Source organism: Wolbachia endosymbiont of Mansonella perstans (assembly GCF_020278605.1).
Classification (GTDB): Bacteria; Pseudomonadota; Alphaproteobacteria; order Rickettsiales; family Anaplasmataceae; genus Wolbachia.
Genome location: NZ_JACZHU010000013.1, coordinates 1 through 16,728 on the forward strand (window position 1 = coordinate 1; position 16,728 = coordinate 16,728).

8 protein-coding genes are annotated in these 16,728 nt (G+C 36.1%); 7 read left to right on the forward strand and 1 reads right to left on the reverse strand.

Going from position 1 to position 16,728, the window contains the following annotated elements:
• Positions 1 to 316 precede the first annotated feature (316 nt).
• Entirely contained in the window at positions 317 to 1,894 is a 1,578-nt protein-coding gene (locus tag IHO13_RS01345) for a lysine--tRNA ligase (RefSeq protein ID WP_225537925.1), read from the reverse strand.
• A gap of 65 nt (positions 1,895 to 1,959) precedes the next feature.
• On the opposite strand from IHO13_RS01345, the gene IHO13_RS01350 reads away from it, so the two are divergent.
• From IHO13_RS01350 to IHO13_RS01380, 7 genes are all read left to right on the forward strand, one after another.
• Positions 1,960 to 2,256, forward strand: a complete 297-nt coding sequence (locus IHO13_RS01350; RefSeq protein ID WP_225537926.1) for a type IV secretion system protein VirB3 — start codon at positions 1,960 to 1,962, stop codon at positions 2,254 to 2,256.
• Between the two features lie 9 nt (positions 2,257 to 2,265).
• The gene (locus IHO13_RS01355) at positions 2,266 to 4,671 is read left to right on the forward strand and encodes a VirB4 family type IV secretion/conjugal transfer ATPase (protein ID WP_225537927.1); all 2,406 of its coding nucleotides are present in this window, start codon (positions 2,266 to 2,268) and stop codon (positions 4,669 to 4,671) included.
• Positions 4,664 to 7,183 (forward strand): TrbL/VirB6 family protein, encoded by a 2,520-nt coding sequence (locus tag IHO13_RS01360; RefSeq protein WP_225537928.1) that lies wholly within the window; start codon positions 4,664 to 4,666, stop codon positions 7,181 to 7,183. The genes IHO13_RS01355 and IHO13_RS01360 overlap by 8 nt, the downstream gene beginning before the upstream one ends.
• Before the next feature lie 85 nt (positions 7,184 to 7,268).
• Entirely contained in the window at positions 7,269 to 9,701 is a 2,433-nt protein-coding gene (locus tag IHO13_RS01365; protein ID WP_225537929.1) for a TrbL/VirB6 family protein, read from the forward strand.
• Positions 9,698 to 12,595 (forward strand): TrbL/VirB6 family protein, encoded by a 2,898-nt coding sequence (locus tag IHO13_RS01370; protein WP_225537930.1) that lies wholly within the window; start codon positions 9,698 to 9,700, stop codon positions 12,593 to 12,595. Before IHO13_RS01365 ends, IHO13_RS01370 begins: the two co-directional genes overlap by 4 nt.
• A gap of 71 nt (positions 12,596 to 12,666) precedes the next feature.
• On the forward strand, positions 12,667 to 15,927 hold the full coding sequence (locus tag IHO13_RS01375) for a TrbL/VirB6 family protein (RefSeq protein WP_225537931.1): 3,261 nt from the start codon (positions 12,667 to 12,669) through the stop codon (positions 15,925 to 15,927).
• Positions 15,914 to 16,534 carry a WD_0853 family protein gene (locus tag IHO13_RS01380; RefSeq protein ID WP_225537932.1) on the forward strand — a complete coding sequence of 207 codons (621 nt, stop codon included), beginning with the start codon at positions 15,914 to 15,916 and terminating at the stop codon, positions 16,532 to 16,534. The genes IHO13_RS01375 and IHO13_RS01380 overlap by 14 nt, the downstream gene beginning before the upstream one ends.
• Positions 16,535 to 16,728: the final 194 nt, after the last annotated feature.

Here is a 16,728-nt window from a genome sequence, read left to right on the forward strand (position 1 = left end):
AAAGAAACCCCGAGTGGCAAGTTTTGACTCTATAATACTTTAAAATTGGCGTTATAATAATTTGTTGACGCTTAGCTTAAGTGCGACTTGGCTGAATGTAGAAAAAGTGAAAAGGACATGCAGCAGCTATAATTCGATACAATCCACCGAAAAATACCCTGAGTTTTTTACTGAATTTCGTCATTGAGCTTAGAGATCAAAAACAAGTTTTCAATCAGAAATACTCCCGCTGTTATAATAGCAGAACTGACAAAACTTGTCAAGTAGTTTTTGTACCTAATTTAAAACTAGAGAGCTCAAATGGAAGGTATAGATTCTAAAGTGTACGTTCAATAGCACTTTCTATAAGAGAGATAGTACTATCTATTCCATAAAGCTTTATAAAAGACCCCATTCTCGGTCCGGTTTTTTGGCCAAGTAGTGTCTCATACAGCAGCTGAAACCAATCGCGTAAATTGCTGTAATTTCGCCTTTTTCCGATGAAAAAGATCTGAGATTGAATCTCCTCAGCAGTAGCTGTAATAGGCAGGGAATGCAAGGTATTCTTCAAATCTAGTAATGCTTCTTTCTCTTTTCCATTTGGAGCCTTATATGCTTTCGTTGGCTTGATAAAGTTGTGATAATATCTAACTGCGAAACCTGAAAGCCTATCAAGCATTTTGTTGTTTTCTGGTGTAACGTCCGGCGCATAAGTGGATATAAAACCCCAAAGAATCTCTTTATTTTCAGCGTTACAGGCTGCTGCTAGATTTAAAAGCAATGAGAAATTTATGCCTGAAGTTTCTATATTTGGAACTCTACCTTGGTGAATGTGCCATACAGGACTGTTTACATCCTTTTCTTCACTCTCATTGTAACGCTTAACAAACTCCAAATATTCATCAGTTGGCTTTGGTATAACATCAAAATATAAACGCTTAGCCTTTTTTGGACTCTGAAAAATGTATAACGCCAAGCTTTCTGTCGGCGCGTAAGTAAGCCATTCTTCAATTGAAATACCATTTCCTTTTGATTTCGATATCTTCTTTCCTTCTTTATCAAGGAAAAGCTCGTAGCAAAATAGAAGTGGCGGCTTTTCTCCAAGTATCTTGCATATTTGACCTGAAAGCACAGCAGATGGAGTCAAATCTTTTCCATGAGCTTCGTAATTAACTCCAAATGCGGCCCATCTCATTCCCCAATCTGGTTTCCATTGCAATTTGCACCTTCCTTTTGTTACCGGAACTTCTATTTTTTCTCCATTTGCATCTTCGTATGTGATTGTTCCTTTATCTGTATTCCTTTCAATTACTGGAACTTGTAGAACTTGGGAAGTTTTTGGGCATACCGGCAAGAATGGACTATAGGTCTGTCGTCTTTCTTCTCGAAACGATGGAAGCATTACATCCATCACTTTATCGTAATTTTTTAGCAAAAGTAAGAGCTTTTCATCGTAAACACCAGATTTATAACACTCCGTAGCACTTCTAAATTCGTATTCAAACTTAAATAAATCAAGGAACTTACACAGCAATGAATTCATGTGATGACCATAACTCTCATGAGTGCCAAATGGGTCAGGTACTACGGTTAGTGGCTTGTTCAAATACTCTTTTAGCATTTCCTGATTTGGCACATTGTCTGGTATTTTTCGCAAACCATCCATATCATCGGATACTGCAATGATTTTAATTTTTATACTAGGAGCTATTTTCTTTAGTGCATTTGCAACAACTGTAGTACGAAAAACTTCTCCAAAAGTACCAATATGAGGCAAACCTGAAGGCCCATAGCCAGTCTCAAATATTATCTCTTTTTTGTCAGGAAACTCTTGTAATATTTTTTCTGCTTCTTGAAACGGCCAACTTATCATCATTAGGGCTAAATTACTTATCTTACCTAAAGTACTGCTCATTTCAATGGATTTTTAATTAATGATGTAGTATTAGTTTTAGAGCTATTAATTAGAAGGTTAAGGATATGTCTACAGGTAATATACAAACAGATCAATTATTTAAAGGTCTTACAAGACCTGCAATGCTTTTTGGTGTGAGTTATATGTTTGCAATATTGAACGTTCTAACTTGCATGCTAATTTTCATTAATTCAAATGATCTTAGAATAATTCTCTTGATGCTACCAGGAATACATGGTCTTGGTTATATAGCTTCTGCGAAAGAACCATTGTTTATTGAATTACTTATGGTAAAATTAGGAAAATGCTCCAAGTGTTTAAATCGTTTTTATCACGGAGCCAATTCTTATGATGTTGCTTGAAATTATGCGATGCTAAGATTTAGAGCTATTCAATCGAAGAATAAATCTATTCTGGGCAGGGAGGTTCACGCTGCAGAGTTTATACCATACTCTTGTTACTGGAACAGCACAACCTTAATAACAAAGCAAAATTGGTTAGTGAAGTTTATCAAATTAAATGGCTTCGCATTTGAAACAGCCGATGATGAAGATTTGGTAATACAAAACAAGATCAGGAATCAGATGCTAAGAAGCATTTCATCCCCGGCATTTAGTTTATATTTTCACACCATTAGGCATAAAAAAAACATTTTTTCTGATGAGTTTGCAAGTCAAAATTTGCCAAACTTTTTTGCTAACCACGTAAATCTAAAATGGAGAGAAAAACATGCAACAAGGCAGTCATTTATTAATGACTTATACATTACAATTATTCGTAGAGCAGATACAAAAGGAGTAGAATTTTTATCACATCTACTAAAAAAATTCGGACATGTAACCTCAAAACATGCTTGGGAAAGCGATATGCGCGCTACTTATGAAGATCTAGAGGAAACAACAAACCGTGTGGTAACGAGCTTCAGGAATTACTCACCTAAAATCCTTGAAGTAAAAGAAACCCCAAACGGCCTATTCTGTGAAATAATGAAATTTCTATCTAGGATTGTAAATTGTGGTTTTGTTACAAACACACTCCTTCCGCTAAAAACTGAAATATCAAGATACTTACCGGTACATAGGTTATTTTTTGGCCGTAAGATGATACAGGTTGTGACTCATAATGAAAGTAAATACGCTGGAATAGTTAGTATCAAAGAGTATGGAAATAATACTTCTGCAGGTATGCTCGATTCTTTTTTACAACTTCCTTATGAATTTATCATTACACAGTCTTTCCAATTTACAAATAGGCAAATGGCAATTGCAAAAATGCAGATACAGCAAAATCGGATGATACAATCTGCAGATAAAGCTATTTCTCAAATAGCAGAAATTTCTCATGCACTTGATGATGCAATGAGTGGTAAGATTGCGTTTGGCGAACATCACTTAACTATCCTATGCATAGAGAAAAATCCTAAATCATTGGATAATGCTTTGTCGTTGGTGGAATCAGAGCTTTCTAATTGCGGTGTTTATCCTATCCGTGAGAGAGTTAATCTTGAGCCAGCATTTTGGGCACAAATTCCTGGTAATTTCGATTACATAGTAAGAAAAGGTACAATAAGTAGTCTTAATTTGGCTGGTTTTGCATCTCAACATAATTATCCTACTGGTAAAAAATTTAATAACCACTGGGGAGATGCTGTCACAGTTTTTGACACGACATCTAGCACCCCATTTTTCTTCAATTTTCATGTAAGGGATGTTGGACACACTATGATAATTGGGCCAACTGGTGCTGGTAAGACTGTTTTAATGAATTTCTTATGTGCTCAAGCAATGAAATTCTCTCCAAGAATATTCTTTTTTGATAAAGATCGTGGTGCAGAGATTTTTTTGAGAGCACTTGGTGGTATCTACACTGTAATAGAACCTAGAACTAAAACAAATTTTAATCCCCTACAACTTGATGATACTCCTGATAATAGAACATTTTTAATGGAGTGGATAAAATCCTTAATCTCGGTATACAACGATAAACTCACTTCAGAGGATATTGCGCGAATTAATGATGCAATTGAAGGAAATTTTAAATTGAGGAAAGAAGACAGATTTTTAAGAAATCTCGTACCATTCTTGGGGCTTGCAGGCCCTGATACTCTAGCTGGAGCAATATCTATGTGGCATGGTGATGGTTCTCATGCTGCAGTATTTGATAATAAAGAAGACTTGTTAGATTTTTCGAAAGCAAGGGTATTTGGCTTTGAAATGGCTAACTTGCTCAAAGATCCCTTTACTCTTGGACCGGTCTTGATTTATTTGTTTCATAGGATTAGTATATCTCTTGATGGCACTCCATCTATTATTGTTCTTGATGAGGCATGGGCGTTAATAGATAATCCAGTTTTTGCACCTAAGATAAAAGACTGGTTGAAAGTGCTGAGGAAATTAAATGCTTTTGTGATTTTCGCTACTCAGAGTGTTGAAGATGCAAGTAAAAGTGCTATTAGTGATACGCTTGTACAGCAAACAGCAACACAGATTTTTTTGCCAAATCTGAAAGCTACTAGTATCTATCGGGATGTTTTTATGTTAACTGAACGTGAGTACATACTAATTAAACACACAGATCCAAGCACTAGATTCTTTTTGGTAAAGCAAGGAATCGATGCTGTTGTGGCTAGAATAGACTTAAAAGGCTTAGATGATATAGTTAACGTGTTGTCCGGACGTGCAGAAAGTGTTCTATTGTTACATGATATACTGAAAGAGGTCGGAAACGACCCAAAAGTATGGTTGCCTATATTCTATCAAAAGGTAAAAAATGTTTAAGACTAAGCTGTCATTGCTATTGATTGGGGTATTTTTACTAAACGTGGACTTTTTACTCTCATATCCAGCGTTTGCAGATAAGGCAAGTGGTACTGAAAAGACGGAATTCGTTAGTAGGTTTAATTCTGCTGGCAGTTCTAGTCGCGCCTCCAATCCCGATTGTGGAGCATTTAAGACGGCTGCAGCACTCGCAGGAATAGCAATTGCTGTTGGCGCAATATTTACTGGTATTGTTTTGATTGTCTCTTCTGCTAGTTTGTTTACCTTTCTTGTCGTCGTTGGAATGATAGCTGCAGTTGTTGGAGTCTGGAAAGCTATAGGAGGGCTTGTTGTTTGTCAACATAGTTTTGTTAGGCATCCAGTTGCACGCGATCATGATGGAAAATATAAAAACTTCAAACTGGAAGACACAAGTTATAGCAATTACACGGATAAAAATTATCAAACTGAGGATGAATATTTTTCCGCACTACAAGAAAAATCAAAAAAAGATGGAAAACAGACAGAAAAAGAGATTTTAAACCTTACTGACTGGTATGTTGTTAATGTTGATAGAGAACACTATTACTGGCCAAAAAATGGTGTGCAATATAGTGAGTATATAGAAATATGTCATCGAAATCCTTTAACATTCGGCAATCTTTTTAAGATGAATGACTTTGATTCCAGGGAAAAACCCGGATACATAGATTTTGATGTTAGGGAAAAAGACACTGGATATGTAGATGGAGCATGGTCTCCAAAGGTTGATGGTGACCTAGAGTGCAAAGTTCTTAAAGCAGGACAAACCGAAACCATACACGGGTCAACATTCAAGGCAGTAAGAAAAATGGGCAGGTTGTGTGTGGGATTAGAAAGTATTAGTACACTTGGTATTAAGATGGCTCCTTGGCCACAAGGGGTTGATATGGGATGTACAGAATTACCACCTGACCCACTTGCTCCTATGTGTGACAAGTCTAAGATGAAATTCAAACCCAAGGATGGTACAGAATATAAGGTTGATCTTAACGGTTCTGGAAATAAGGGCAAAGATTACAAAACTCTGATAAAGGAAAGGGAAGGAAAGGGAGAGATTTTTGTAGGTTATGATAATGCCGGCTGTTTCAGCCAGTACGTTTCTGAAGCTTGCTACAATCAAGCGGGAAGTAAATCACTAGTTCCTGTTCCCATAACTTCTATGGTAGTGCAATGCATTAAGGAATCTTTAGATAATTTAGTGGCTGGTTATGATTCAAGTGGTAAGCTACTTATGGATAAAGATGGGCATGAGAAGGGAAGTTTGTTATCTGTAGCACAAAAAAAGCTAAAAAACACCGTAACTGCTGTTTTAGTTCTAGCCTTAATATTATTTTCTATAAAAGCCATGTCTGGTGGAGTTCGCAGTCCTCAAGAAATGTACATATTGATCATTAAATTTGCTTTAGTGATTTATTTCACAACAGGCGATACTATGTCCCATTATTATAAAGAATTAACAAAGCTTTCAAATGGTTTGTCAGAAATAGTTCTCAAAGCCTCGTCTGAAAGTAAAGGTATATGTGATTACAGTGCAGGTACAAGTTATGAATACACTCTTCGTACAGGAAAGAAGGTATCTTACAGTTATCTTGCACCTTGGGACAGGTTTGATTGTAGAATTTCATTTTATTTAGGTGCACCTTTAGATGGAATTGGTGGCAAAATTGGTACTGGAAGCGTGGGAGTACTGGCCGTTTTACTCGGTGCTGCTCCTGTCTTGTTGGTAGCAGGCTCAATAATCGGTACCATTTTCGCTGGCGGACAGATTTTAGTAGCTCTTGTCTGTATATTCATTGCCGTTATGATGATAATGGTTATTTTGTGGATGTCCTATGCATTTATCTTGTCTCTAGTTGCTCTGAGTGTAATTATCATCTTATCACCTCTGTTTATTCCTATGGTTTTATTCCAACACACTAAAGGATACTTTGATGGTTGGCTAAAAGAATTGATCACCTATAGTCTATACCCTGTTATGCTTTTCGCGTTTTTATCTTTTATGTTCATAGCATGTGATAAAATCTATTTTAAAAATTTGAACTTTGAGCCGGACAAGGAATATGAGGAGAAAATAAAGGCCTCGGATAGTAGTAAAAAACAGTGGTTCAAACTGAAAAGCGGTGAGTGTGATAAAAATGAAACTACTCTTGCATGTATGATGCAGAATTACAGCTTTAAGAAAAGCAGCGTACTTGGTCTATTTGACTTTACATACATGGAATTTGGCAACTCTATCATTGGGGAATTATTAAAATTAGCTCTAATATTATTCCTATTTTATCACTTCTTTCATATTCTGCCAGGAATGGCTGCAGAACTTTCTGGTAACTACAGGGCAGCACTCGGCTCTGGTGATACACCTGCAAAAATGATGTCAAAGGCTTTTTCTGCAGGTAAAGCTATTGCTGGGGCCATTGGTAAAGCTAAATCTGGAGATGCTGCTGGAGCGACTAAGGAGGCTAAGAAGGCTAGAGATACTGTGAGTGGGTAATGAGTCTGTTAAAAAATGAGAGAGTCCTTAATCTAAAAAGTGAGTAACAGATGCTTAAATTTGAGTAACCAAAACTTGGTAAGTTATGCATAAGTTTTTGTTGATAGTGACACTCTTTGCATTGTCCGGTTGTGAGTATCACTGTATTAAACCAGAAAGCTTATCAAACTTACGCGAAAAACTAGATGTAGTGTCAACAGAGCAGAAGTGGGTTGATTCTGGTGTCCATATCTCAGATAGTGTGAAAGTAACAGAAATTAGTATAGTGCCTAGCAAGGTTAATTTTTGTCCTAAGCAGTATGAAGACTTTGCAGTTCAACCTGGGAAAGGACCTATTGTTGTTACATTTCCATTCGCGCTTAAAGGAGGTGATTCGATAAGCTTTAGTGTTATTGGGAGTAAAGTGTGTAAAAGTAAAGAAGATAGTACAAAAATCAGGTATGTAAAAATTGACAAAAAATGCAATGAGGAAGAAACAGAGCATTTCGCGCACATTTTAAATAAAAATGAATGTCAGGTAATATGGCAAAATGGAGAATACAAGTATACGATATGTCCTAACAAACTAATGATAGGTAGCGCAGAGTGGCTACCCGGGCAAGAGTATTGGAGTCCGGATTTTTTGAAACCAGACCAAGAAGAAAGAGGAAAGAAGATTGAGGAGATTAAGAATATTATTAACTCTATAAAGCAGGGAGAAAATATAGACTGCAGCAAGCTTTCAAATGATCAGAAAAGCAAAATGGATACGTACATTCTGAATCTTGTGTGTCAAAAAACATGTTACTATCTTGGTCAAAATTGTGTTGAAATTGAATCCAATACTATAGATGATGATGGCAATCTGGCTATGGATCTTGGTAAGGCTTTAGTTGCTGCTGAAGATAAAGCAAGCGAAATTACTAAAGCCACTAAAAAGATCATAGAAAAAAAAGGGATAAGGACTTATATCCCATCGTTAGCAGTGTCAATGCAGGGAGAAGAACTTGAACATGAGCGAGAGAATATACGGACTAATTATGATAATAAAGTAAAAGGTGACCATGATAAAGGCAAGGAATTGAAATTTGAATTTAGGAATGGTGGCAATGGCGGCTACAACATAAGAGTAACAAGAGTTCCTAATCCAGAAAATAGCTTGTACATACGCGTTTCTGATAAGTTTCCTGACTATCAACCTGGTGAAAATCAGGAAGATATACCTGTGAACATAAACAGAGTTCATGACATTGAGTACATGGAAGTCTTAAAAGACAAGCTAAAAAACAAAAGCGGCACCATATATTATGGGATAAGGGACCATGGCTGCGGTTATAAGGAAAACGAAGGTAAGTTTAGCATTAACCTAACAATCAAAGCATCACCTACAAGAACTTTTAGTGTGATATATAATTTTTTTGATGAAAAAGTAAAAACTGCATTTTTCGGCTCTAGCTACAAAGATCCAGATATGACTCGCTCTTCTAGTCCTGTAAAGTCTCTTTATCAAAGTTTTGTAGCGTCAAATAGAATGAAGACCATTCGATCCACGATAATATCGCTGTTAGTATTGTATATAGTATTGTATACTCTTTATTACTTTTTTGGATTAACCCATGTTTCTATATATGAGTTTTTAATTATATGTGTAAAGATAGGAGTTATTACCCAACTGTTGCGAAATAATAGCTGGGATTTTTTTTATAACAATGCTTTTTCTATCTTTATCAACACTCCAAAACAGCTGATAGAAATAGCAAATTTTAGAGGTACAACATCAAACGTTTTTGAATTTCTCGATTTGCCGTTCAATAGGTTTCTGTCAGTACATTCAGTGTTATTAACAGTATCTCTTATATTCTCTGGTCCTTTGGGCATTGTATCTTTTTGCTTAGTAATTTGGGGCTCAATAATAGTGGTATTATCTATTTTTAATGCCTTATTTTCTTTTATTATGTCCATAGCAATAGTTGCGTTATTGCTTTCTTTAACACCTATCTTTATTATTTGCCTTCTGTTTACATACACTAGACAGATGTTTCACAATTGGATCAAAAATTTAGCAAGATTTGCGATTCATCCAGTAGTGCTTTTAATTTTTATGTCGCTGATAAGTCAGGTTATGGATTACATCATATATTCAGTATTTGATTCTGAAGTCTGCTCTACATGTATACTCAATATTAACCTAAGGATCTTTAATCCTTGTATTTTTTATGGGTATGCTTCCAAATATGCACCTAACATTACTGCTATGATGGCTTTTGTTATCTTGGGCCATGCTATGAAAGCTCTAGTCGAAGCTTCTTCGAGAATATCTGACTCATTGTTTAGTGTTTATGTGCAAGAAGAACCTGGAAAACAATATCAACAGAGCCTAATGGGATTAGTAGGATTAGATGAGCACAGCGTTCACAGGAGAACAAGAAGTGGAAGAAGTACTTATCAACCGTCGGGCACACCAAGTAAAAAACCTGAAGTACTACAAGGAGCTCAATCACCTAGGATGAGACCAGGAGGACCAGAAAGCGCACCATGATAAATAGGAGATTACTATTATTGGTATTATATCTTGCAATTGCTGGCTGCAACATGGATTGTGTCGATCCTGGGCTACAAAGCAGAAATACTAGTGTTAACGTGAATGTTCCAGTTCGTAAAGCTGATGAAGGAGTTAAAATTCATTGGGTTGATTCTGGTCAAGTAATTAGTAAGGATGAAAAAATCAAATTTACCCTTAGTGGATCAGTAAATTTTTGCTTTCCTAAAGAAGGCAAGAATCCAAGAAAAGTACTTGTTCCTGCCGTATTTTGTGCTGATGGTTCAGTACCAAATTATAGTAGCGAGTTAGCTGATAATTCCGGTCTTAATGAACAAGAAGTGTGTGGTAGCAGAGGATTTGGTAGCAATAGACGTTATGTAGATACCGGAATTAAAGTGAATCCTGGTGATAAATTAAGCTTTAGCTTGGTTCCCAGGGAGATAACAATTGATTATAACAACCCAGGAGAAAAAATCAGCTTTGATGACAATTGTTATAGAAATGAAAAAGAAGATGAGAAAGGAGGTGACAAAGACAGAGCTACAATAAAAGAAATGCTCAATGGAGGAACGTTCTTTTGTGGAAGCAATGGTAAAAGAACTGCAGTAGAATTTCCTAAACTCAACAAAGAGGACATAGAAAAAAGAAAAGTGCTAGTTGGTAACGGCTACACTCCATATGATAACAAAGTGCATTTTAATAAAAATTTCATTAAGGAAAATGAGCCATGGGTAAATGGCGCACTGTTAGATTTGCGACGAGCAAGAGTAGGATTGAATGAATTATGTGAAGGAAAAAGCTGTGACCCTACCAAAGTGAAAAAGTACGGCTCTTATGAGCTTAATTGTTACTACCAGACTATATGTTATACTAAAGAAGGTATATTTAATGATGGTTTGCGTAAAAAAGGAAATCGGAACTGTGTCTCCTCTATAAGATACAAAAAATATGATGCTAAAAATGGTACATGCGATATGTACTCTCACCTTAAAGAGGTTGAAGATAAGCTTAAGGAGATTGAAGAAAACAAAGGTAGCACTGGTTTTACGTCAACCAGCGAAGAAGACATTGAAAATATTTCCTGGGCTGAAGCTCTTGTTGCAAAAATTGGCAATTTTGACCCTACAAAGAATCATGGGTCTGATAGGGAAAATGGTGTCGCTAGGGGCGCTCAATGTCTTCCAAAAGAAAAAGGTGCCGACGAAAATCGAGAGTATAAGTGTTCAAAAATCAGCAATGATTTTGAAGATTTTTCTTTAAGGTTGAATTATAATTATGAGGTAAACAGAGGTATACCGCCTGGTAGTGATATAATGCTCGCTATTGCAGACTATGGTTTCTATAAAGCTGATAGGGGTGGGTATCATGTTGAAGTAACTAGGTCATGTGAATACATTAATGGCGAAAAACTGTATGTATATTTAGGTAACGAACCACCTAAAGATTTGAGTAGCGTGGGAACTAGTGATTTCAAAGTAGTAGGAATAAGAGAAAAAGTAGATGGAAAAGATAAGTATACCATATTAGATGTAATAAGCGGAGAACATTTTCAGGATGGAGAATCTAAGAAGATATACTTCGTTATCGATGTAAGTAACGTAGGAAAAGAAGATATTACAGATGAAAAAGGCAAATATTATGAAAATAATGAGTATAATATAACCTTGTTTGTCAAAAGAAAAATTAACGATTTCATCTCATTAAATGTAAACAAGGTATTTGACTTTATAAAAAAAGAAGTAATCGGGGATGGCATCAAAGATTTATACAAAGGGTATGTTAAAGGTCTTCTTCAAGGGGTAAGAGCTTTACTTACTTTATACATTATATTTACTGTCGTTAACTACATGCTTGGAACAATACAGCTAAGTAAATTTGACTTTATCGTAAGGATGATGAAGATAGCATTCATAGCTTTTGCCTTTAGCGATAAGAGCTGGGAACTCTTTGGCGCAACTTTATCCAAACTTTTTATGGACGGTAGCACTCATTTAGTAGATAGCTTCTCTGGTTATATAGGAGAAGGAGGTAAAAGGTTTGCGTTCTTAGATTTAACAGCAGGAATATTATTCACAGGAGAAACATGGATGAAGTTTTCATCGTTGATATTCGCTGGTCCTTTTGGCTTTATCTCTTTTTTAATAATACTCCATGCTAGTTTTATGTTCTTAAAATGCATCATTAGCGCTACATTTAGATATGTGATATCTACTGTCTTAGTAGCGTTTTTGCTGTCATTAACACCTTTATTTATCGTGTTTATCTTATTTCAACAGACTAAGTCCCTGTTTTACAACTGGATAAAGACACTTGCTCATATCACAGTACAGCCGATGATTCTATTTTCATCTTTATCCATTTTGAATCAATTGATGTATTCAGTTTTGTATAATCTCACAAATTTCTCTGCATGCTATCAATGTTTAATTAGTATAAATTTCTTATCCTATGATCTCTGCCTTATGAAATCCATACTGCCTCTTGGATATAGCCCTAGCACTAGTGTTGATGTTGCATTAAGTGATGGAACGAAAACTGGCGGGCACTTTGCAGCATTACCTATAGACCTAATTCAGGCAATTATATACTTCATTATTGCCAAAGCAATGGAAGTTTTTGTTTCTGCATCAGAAACTATAGCACAAACAATATTTAGTGCTGGTTTTGGGATTGCTGGCAGTGTTGATCACGTTGCTAGCAGTGCATCACAAGCTATGCTTTCAACTGTTGGACTTGATAATGACACTCAGAGCATGATAAAGGGCATCAAACAGAAAATGGGTAAAGATCGAGCGCAAATTGAATATAAGTTGCCTGATACACCAAAGCAACAAAAAGAGAAAAGAGAGTCTGGAGCTAAAGACAAGAAAGAAGAAAGGGGAAATGAGTGATATCATGGAGTAGCTAATTAAAAAGATATTTTAAGTAAAGTTCTATTTCTATATTTGGAAAAAATTTAGATATGCAGTTACGCTTAGGCAAATTTTGGGTTAGGTTACTACTTCTTACAGCTTATGTGCTGATAACAGGTTGTAATAAGAACGACATGCCTTTTCCAAGGTGCATATCCGCTGATTATTTTGGTCCTGAACCTATTACAGTTGGTGCTCATTTTCCAATCGGTCATGATGCGTTTTTTCCAGAAGGTGAAAGTGGGGAACCTATTGATCCTGAGACCGGCGAAATCAATTATGGGTTTCACCCTAATCAAGTGGTAAAGTGGAAGGATACTGGACTCGAAACCAATGGAGATGACTTAATAGTACGAGTTAATGGTGCATGGACATCTTGGAGTAATAATAAGAAAGAATCTAAAGGCAGTTACAGCTTGCAAAGCTTGGAGCAGTTGAAATATGCAACCAAATTCGAAAGCAAACAAGGCGATAATAGCTTGCCTGACTTTCACTTGGTTTGCAGTGATTATAAATCTAGTATGCAAAAATTTTCAAGTAGTTCTAGTACAAGTTGTACTGTAAATTGTAAGCGCATTAACGAGGATGATGGCAAAAGCATAGTATCACGTGGTGCTCCATGCTGGTTTACCAACGGTCATGGTGCTTACCTTCTGTTTAAAAAGCCAGGTGATAACAACCCTAACGAAAGTCTGAAATCTATGCGCAATCCTCAATCTCCCACTGTGCATTTAGGTTATGACTCTACAGCAGAAGATGGAAGCGGGCTTTTTACTTTAAAGAGAGGAGATAGAACTAAATTAAAGGACAGAAATTGTAATATGCTAGAATTAGAAAAAGGATGGAAAATATATGCAAAAATATTAGACAGATATTATTTAGATAATGTAGGCGGCTACTCTTTTGAATTTTTGAGCGGAGTGCAGAAACCAAGCAGTTTTGGATTTTTTGATTACGTTTATCACTACCTAAAGTGTGTATTATTGATCAATAAAAATTGCAAAAAGTATTTTGACAGTAACGACCCTGCAGCAGCACAGGCTATGTTTCAGAATATAGCTGAAAAGAGTGCAAGTTTTCATAATTTCGTTCTTTCCTTGCTCGTTTTATTTATAGTGATTTCATTTCTCCTTTACCTTTTTGGTATGATACGAGAAACTAAGCATGATATGCTCATCAGGATGATGAAAATCACTCTAGTAATAGTGCTTATATCTCCTGGAAGTTTTAAGTTTTTTTACGATCATTTCCTTACTTTGTTTGTTGAAGGAATTGAATATATGATAAATGTAATCACTAGCTTTGCTCCTAATATGAATACAGATGCTAATTGGAACCTTGCCGAAGCCGGTGAAGAAACCCGTGTTAAATTGTTCATTTTCATGGAGGATATGTTCAACAAGTTTTTTGCTTACTCTGTTTGGAAAAAGTTTGCAGCGTTTTTACATTACCAAATGTGGGCAAGCCTGCTTATGATACCGGCAATTTTTATAGGGATCGTTTTATATTTCCTGCTATGTGTATATGCTTACATAATATTCCTTTCCGGCTTTGTGGGTATAGCTTTTCTTATAGCCATAATGCCACTATTTCTAATCTCTATCTTATTTTCACCGCTGAAAAGTCTATTTGAAGGTTGGATAAAATTCTGTATTAGTTTTTGCTTACAATCGATTATGATATTTGCCTTGCTGTCATTGCTGGCTGCAGTTATAACGAATACCTTCTATAGGCAGCTAGGTTTCACTGTATGCTACAATGAATGGCTTGAGGTAAGATTGTGTCTTCCAAAATGGATGTTTGGCGGTTTTTGTATCATCGATAAACAGTATTTTGGTTGGACTCCAGGACAAATTTTTGTACCTTACACTATCGGAGAGGCTTCCCCATTGAACGTAGATAAAAACATAGAGGGCATAGAAAAAATAAGCAGAAAAGGTGGCACAATAAAATTCACTGGCGGTGCTGGATATATTCCTCTTCCACCAGATTATCCTAAACATACAGAAGGTGAACATAAAGGTGAATACATAAAAGGTTTTCGTTATATAGACTATCCTTTTTTTAACCCAATTCCTGGTACTAAAGAGAATCCAACAGACCATTATATAGCAGAAAGCGACATGGTGGTTGACAAGAACTGTAGTGAAAAAGATCTAGTGCGTCTGGCAAACAGTTTATCCCATGCATCAGGGAAAGCCGATATCTTATCGTTGATAGACAGTATAAACAATAAGATAAGTGGCGGTGATATCAACAAAATAGTAGAGCGCCACTGTCAAGATATAAATAAGTGCAACAGTTACGAGGAAATAATAAGTGAAATAAGGTTTTTAGTGCAGAGCGTAGTAGAAACAAAAGGTTGTAGAGTACTGGGGTTTCACAAGTTATATGAGGATCCCAATAGCGAATATTGCCAGAAATGTAAAGATTGTGAGAATTGCAAAAACTATCAAGAAAATAGTGACTATCAAAGGGTGCAAGACATACAGAGAGGTTATTTAATCAATGCGGGGGAAATCTTTGTATTATTCCTGCTTTCATTTTTAATGTTCTCCTTACGTGAGTTCGTGCAACAAATGTGCTCAAGTATCGCTGGTGGTGGATTTAGCGTTTATAGTATATCTAGAATGCATGAAGCCTCACCTTTAGTTGGCATAATGGAAGGATTAAAGCGAAAGTGGCAAGATTTTGCTGGTGGGAGATTAGAGTCTTTAGGCAAGTGGGCTACTTATTTACCGAATAGATTATCCGGAGGCACGGCTAATCTACTGGGCAGGATACCACTAGTTGGAGGTGTGTTGAAGTACGCTATTGATGTGCCGCGTAAGTTTGTAGGTGCTACTATAGAAACAACAAAATTTGCAACATCGCCTGAAAATGACGTTGATAAACTTGAGGAAAAAATTTACAAGGCTTTTGGAGTTGACAAGGAAGATATTACACACAGAAGAATTGGTAGATATTTAGATTATTACAAAGGATATGTTGGATCACATTTGGGTTATACAATAGAAGATGCTATGAAATTTACCTGGGAGCATGGCGTTGATTCTATAGGAAAGCATAGCTATAACCATAACTTACTCTATAGAGCAAAATCACATAGGCGAGAATTCTTGGACAAACTTCGCGACTACACCATAGGGCGCAAAAGAAAACCAGAGAGATATAAAGATGAAGGTGATAGTACTCAACCTAGTGAGCCAAATTCGGAGAAATCAGGTGAGCTTTTGAAAGATCTATCAAAAGGATCAGTAAAAAGAAGTGTACCGGGTGAGGAAGAAGGAGGTAACAATGGAAATCCGTAAAAAAAACTTCAAAGGTCTTGATTATTATAAACTGCACCAGGATAAAGACGGTAGCATAAAGCTAAGTGACTACGATGACATTTTAAATGCGCGTAGAGCAAGAGTAGACTTATTGCTGGATAACACTAAGCAAGATGATATTAATCTTTCAAAGCTCAATAAGGCTCTTAGTGAGAAATTCGTGGATGATAGAGAATTGTTGTCCGAATTTGACAAAGAAGATCAAGAAATTGCTCAGGAAGAACTCAAGATGTTTAACATTTTAGACAACCTCAATAATCTCACAAGCATTAAAAGTGAAGATCTACTCGAGGTCAGTTTATTACTATCGGACCTTAGCTTCATAGAGAGAAATGTTGTACTGAATACCGATCAGAATCCTGATCTAGCAGCGTTTAAAGACCTATTTATTGAAAGAAAGGCATCTGGTGAGGAATATAGTGATGAAGAATGTAAAAGCTTTCTTGATAACATAGATAAAATCAATACTATAATTAAGCTAGAGCTAGAAGGTAGGATTGAAGGGCTAAATCATAATGAAAAAAATGACTGTGATGATTTACAAGATGAAATTAGCCGAGCAATAGATACAATCAAAAAAAATTAGTCGACTGATTTTATGTCTACAACCTTCTTCCTAATACTAAATCCCAATGGCAAATAGGACAAATTAAGATACCATTTTACCAGTCAACAATGGTGCCATCCCAGTGCCCCTCCTCTTGTTATCCCAGTGCTTGACATCGGGATCCTGAATACTACTTTAGTAATAAATATTTAAGAAACTTACCAGATGAGAAA

What these genes read in the sequence shown, in the direction of transcription:
- IHO13_RS01345 (WP_225537925.1), bottom strand. Translation starts at nt 1,894, where the DNA reads ATGAGCAGTACTTTAGGTAAGATAAGTAATTTAGCCCTAATGATGATA.
- IHO13_RS01350 (WP_225537926.1), top strand. Translation starts at nt 1,960, where the DNA reads ATGTCTACAGGTAATATACAAACAGATCAATTATTTAAAGGTCTTACA.
- IHO13_RS01355 (WP_225537927.1), top strand. Translation starts at nt 2,266, where the DNA reads ATGCTAAGATTTAGAGCTATTCAATCGAAGAATAAATCTATTCTGGGC.
- IHO13_RS01360 (WP_225537928.1), top strand. Translation starts at nt 4,664, where the DNA reads ATGTTTAAGACTAAGCTGTCATTGCTATTGATTGGGGTATTTTTACTA.
- IHO13_RS01365 (WP_225537929.1), top strand. Translation starts at nt 7,269, where the DNA reads ATGCATAAGTTTTTGTTGATAGTGACACTCTTTGCATTGTCCGGTTGT.
- IHO13_RS01370 (WP_225537930.1), top strand. Translation starts at nt 9,698, where the DNA reads ATGATAAATAGGAGATTACTATTATTGGTATTATATCTTGCAATTGCT.
- IHO13_RS01375 (WP_225537931.1), top strand. Translation starts at nt 12,667, where the DNA reads ATGCAGTTACGCTTAGGCAAATTTTGGGTTAGGTTACTACTTCTTACA.
- IHO13_RS01380 (WP_225537932.1), top strand. Translation starts at nt 15,914, where the DNA reads ATGGAAATCCGTAAAAAAAACTTCAAAGGTCTTGATTATTATAAACTG.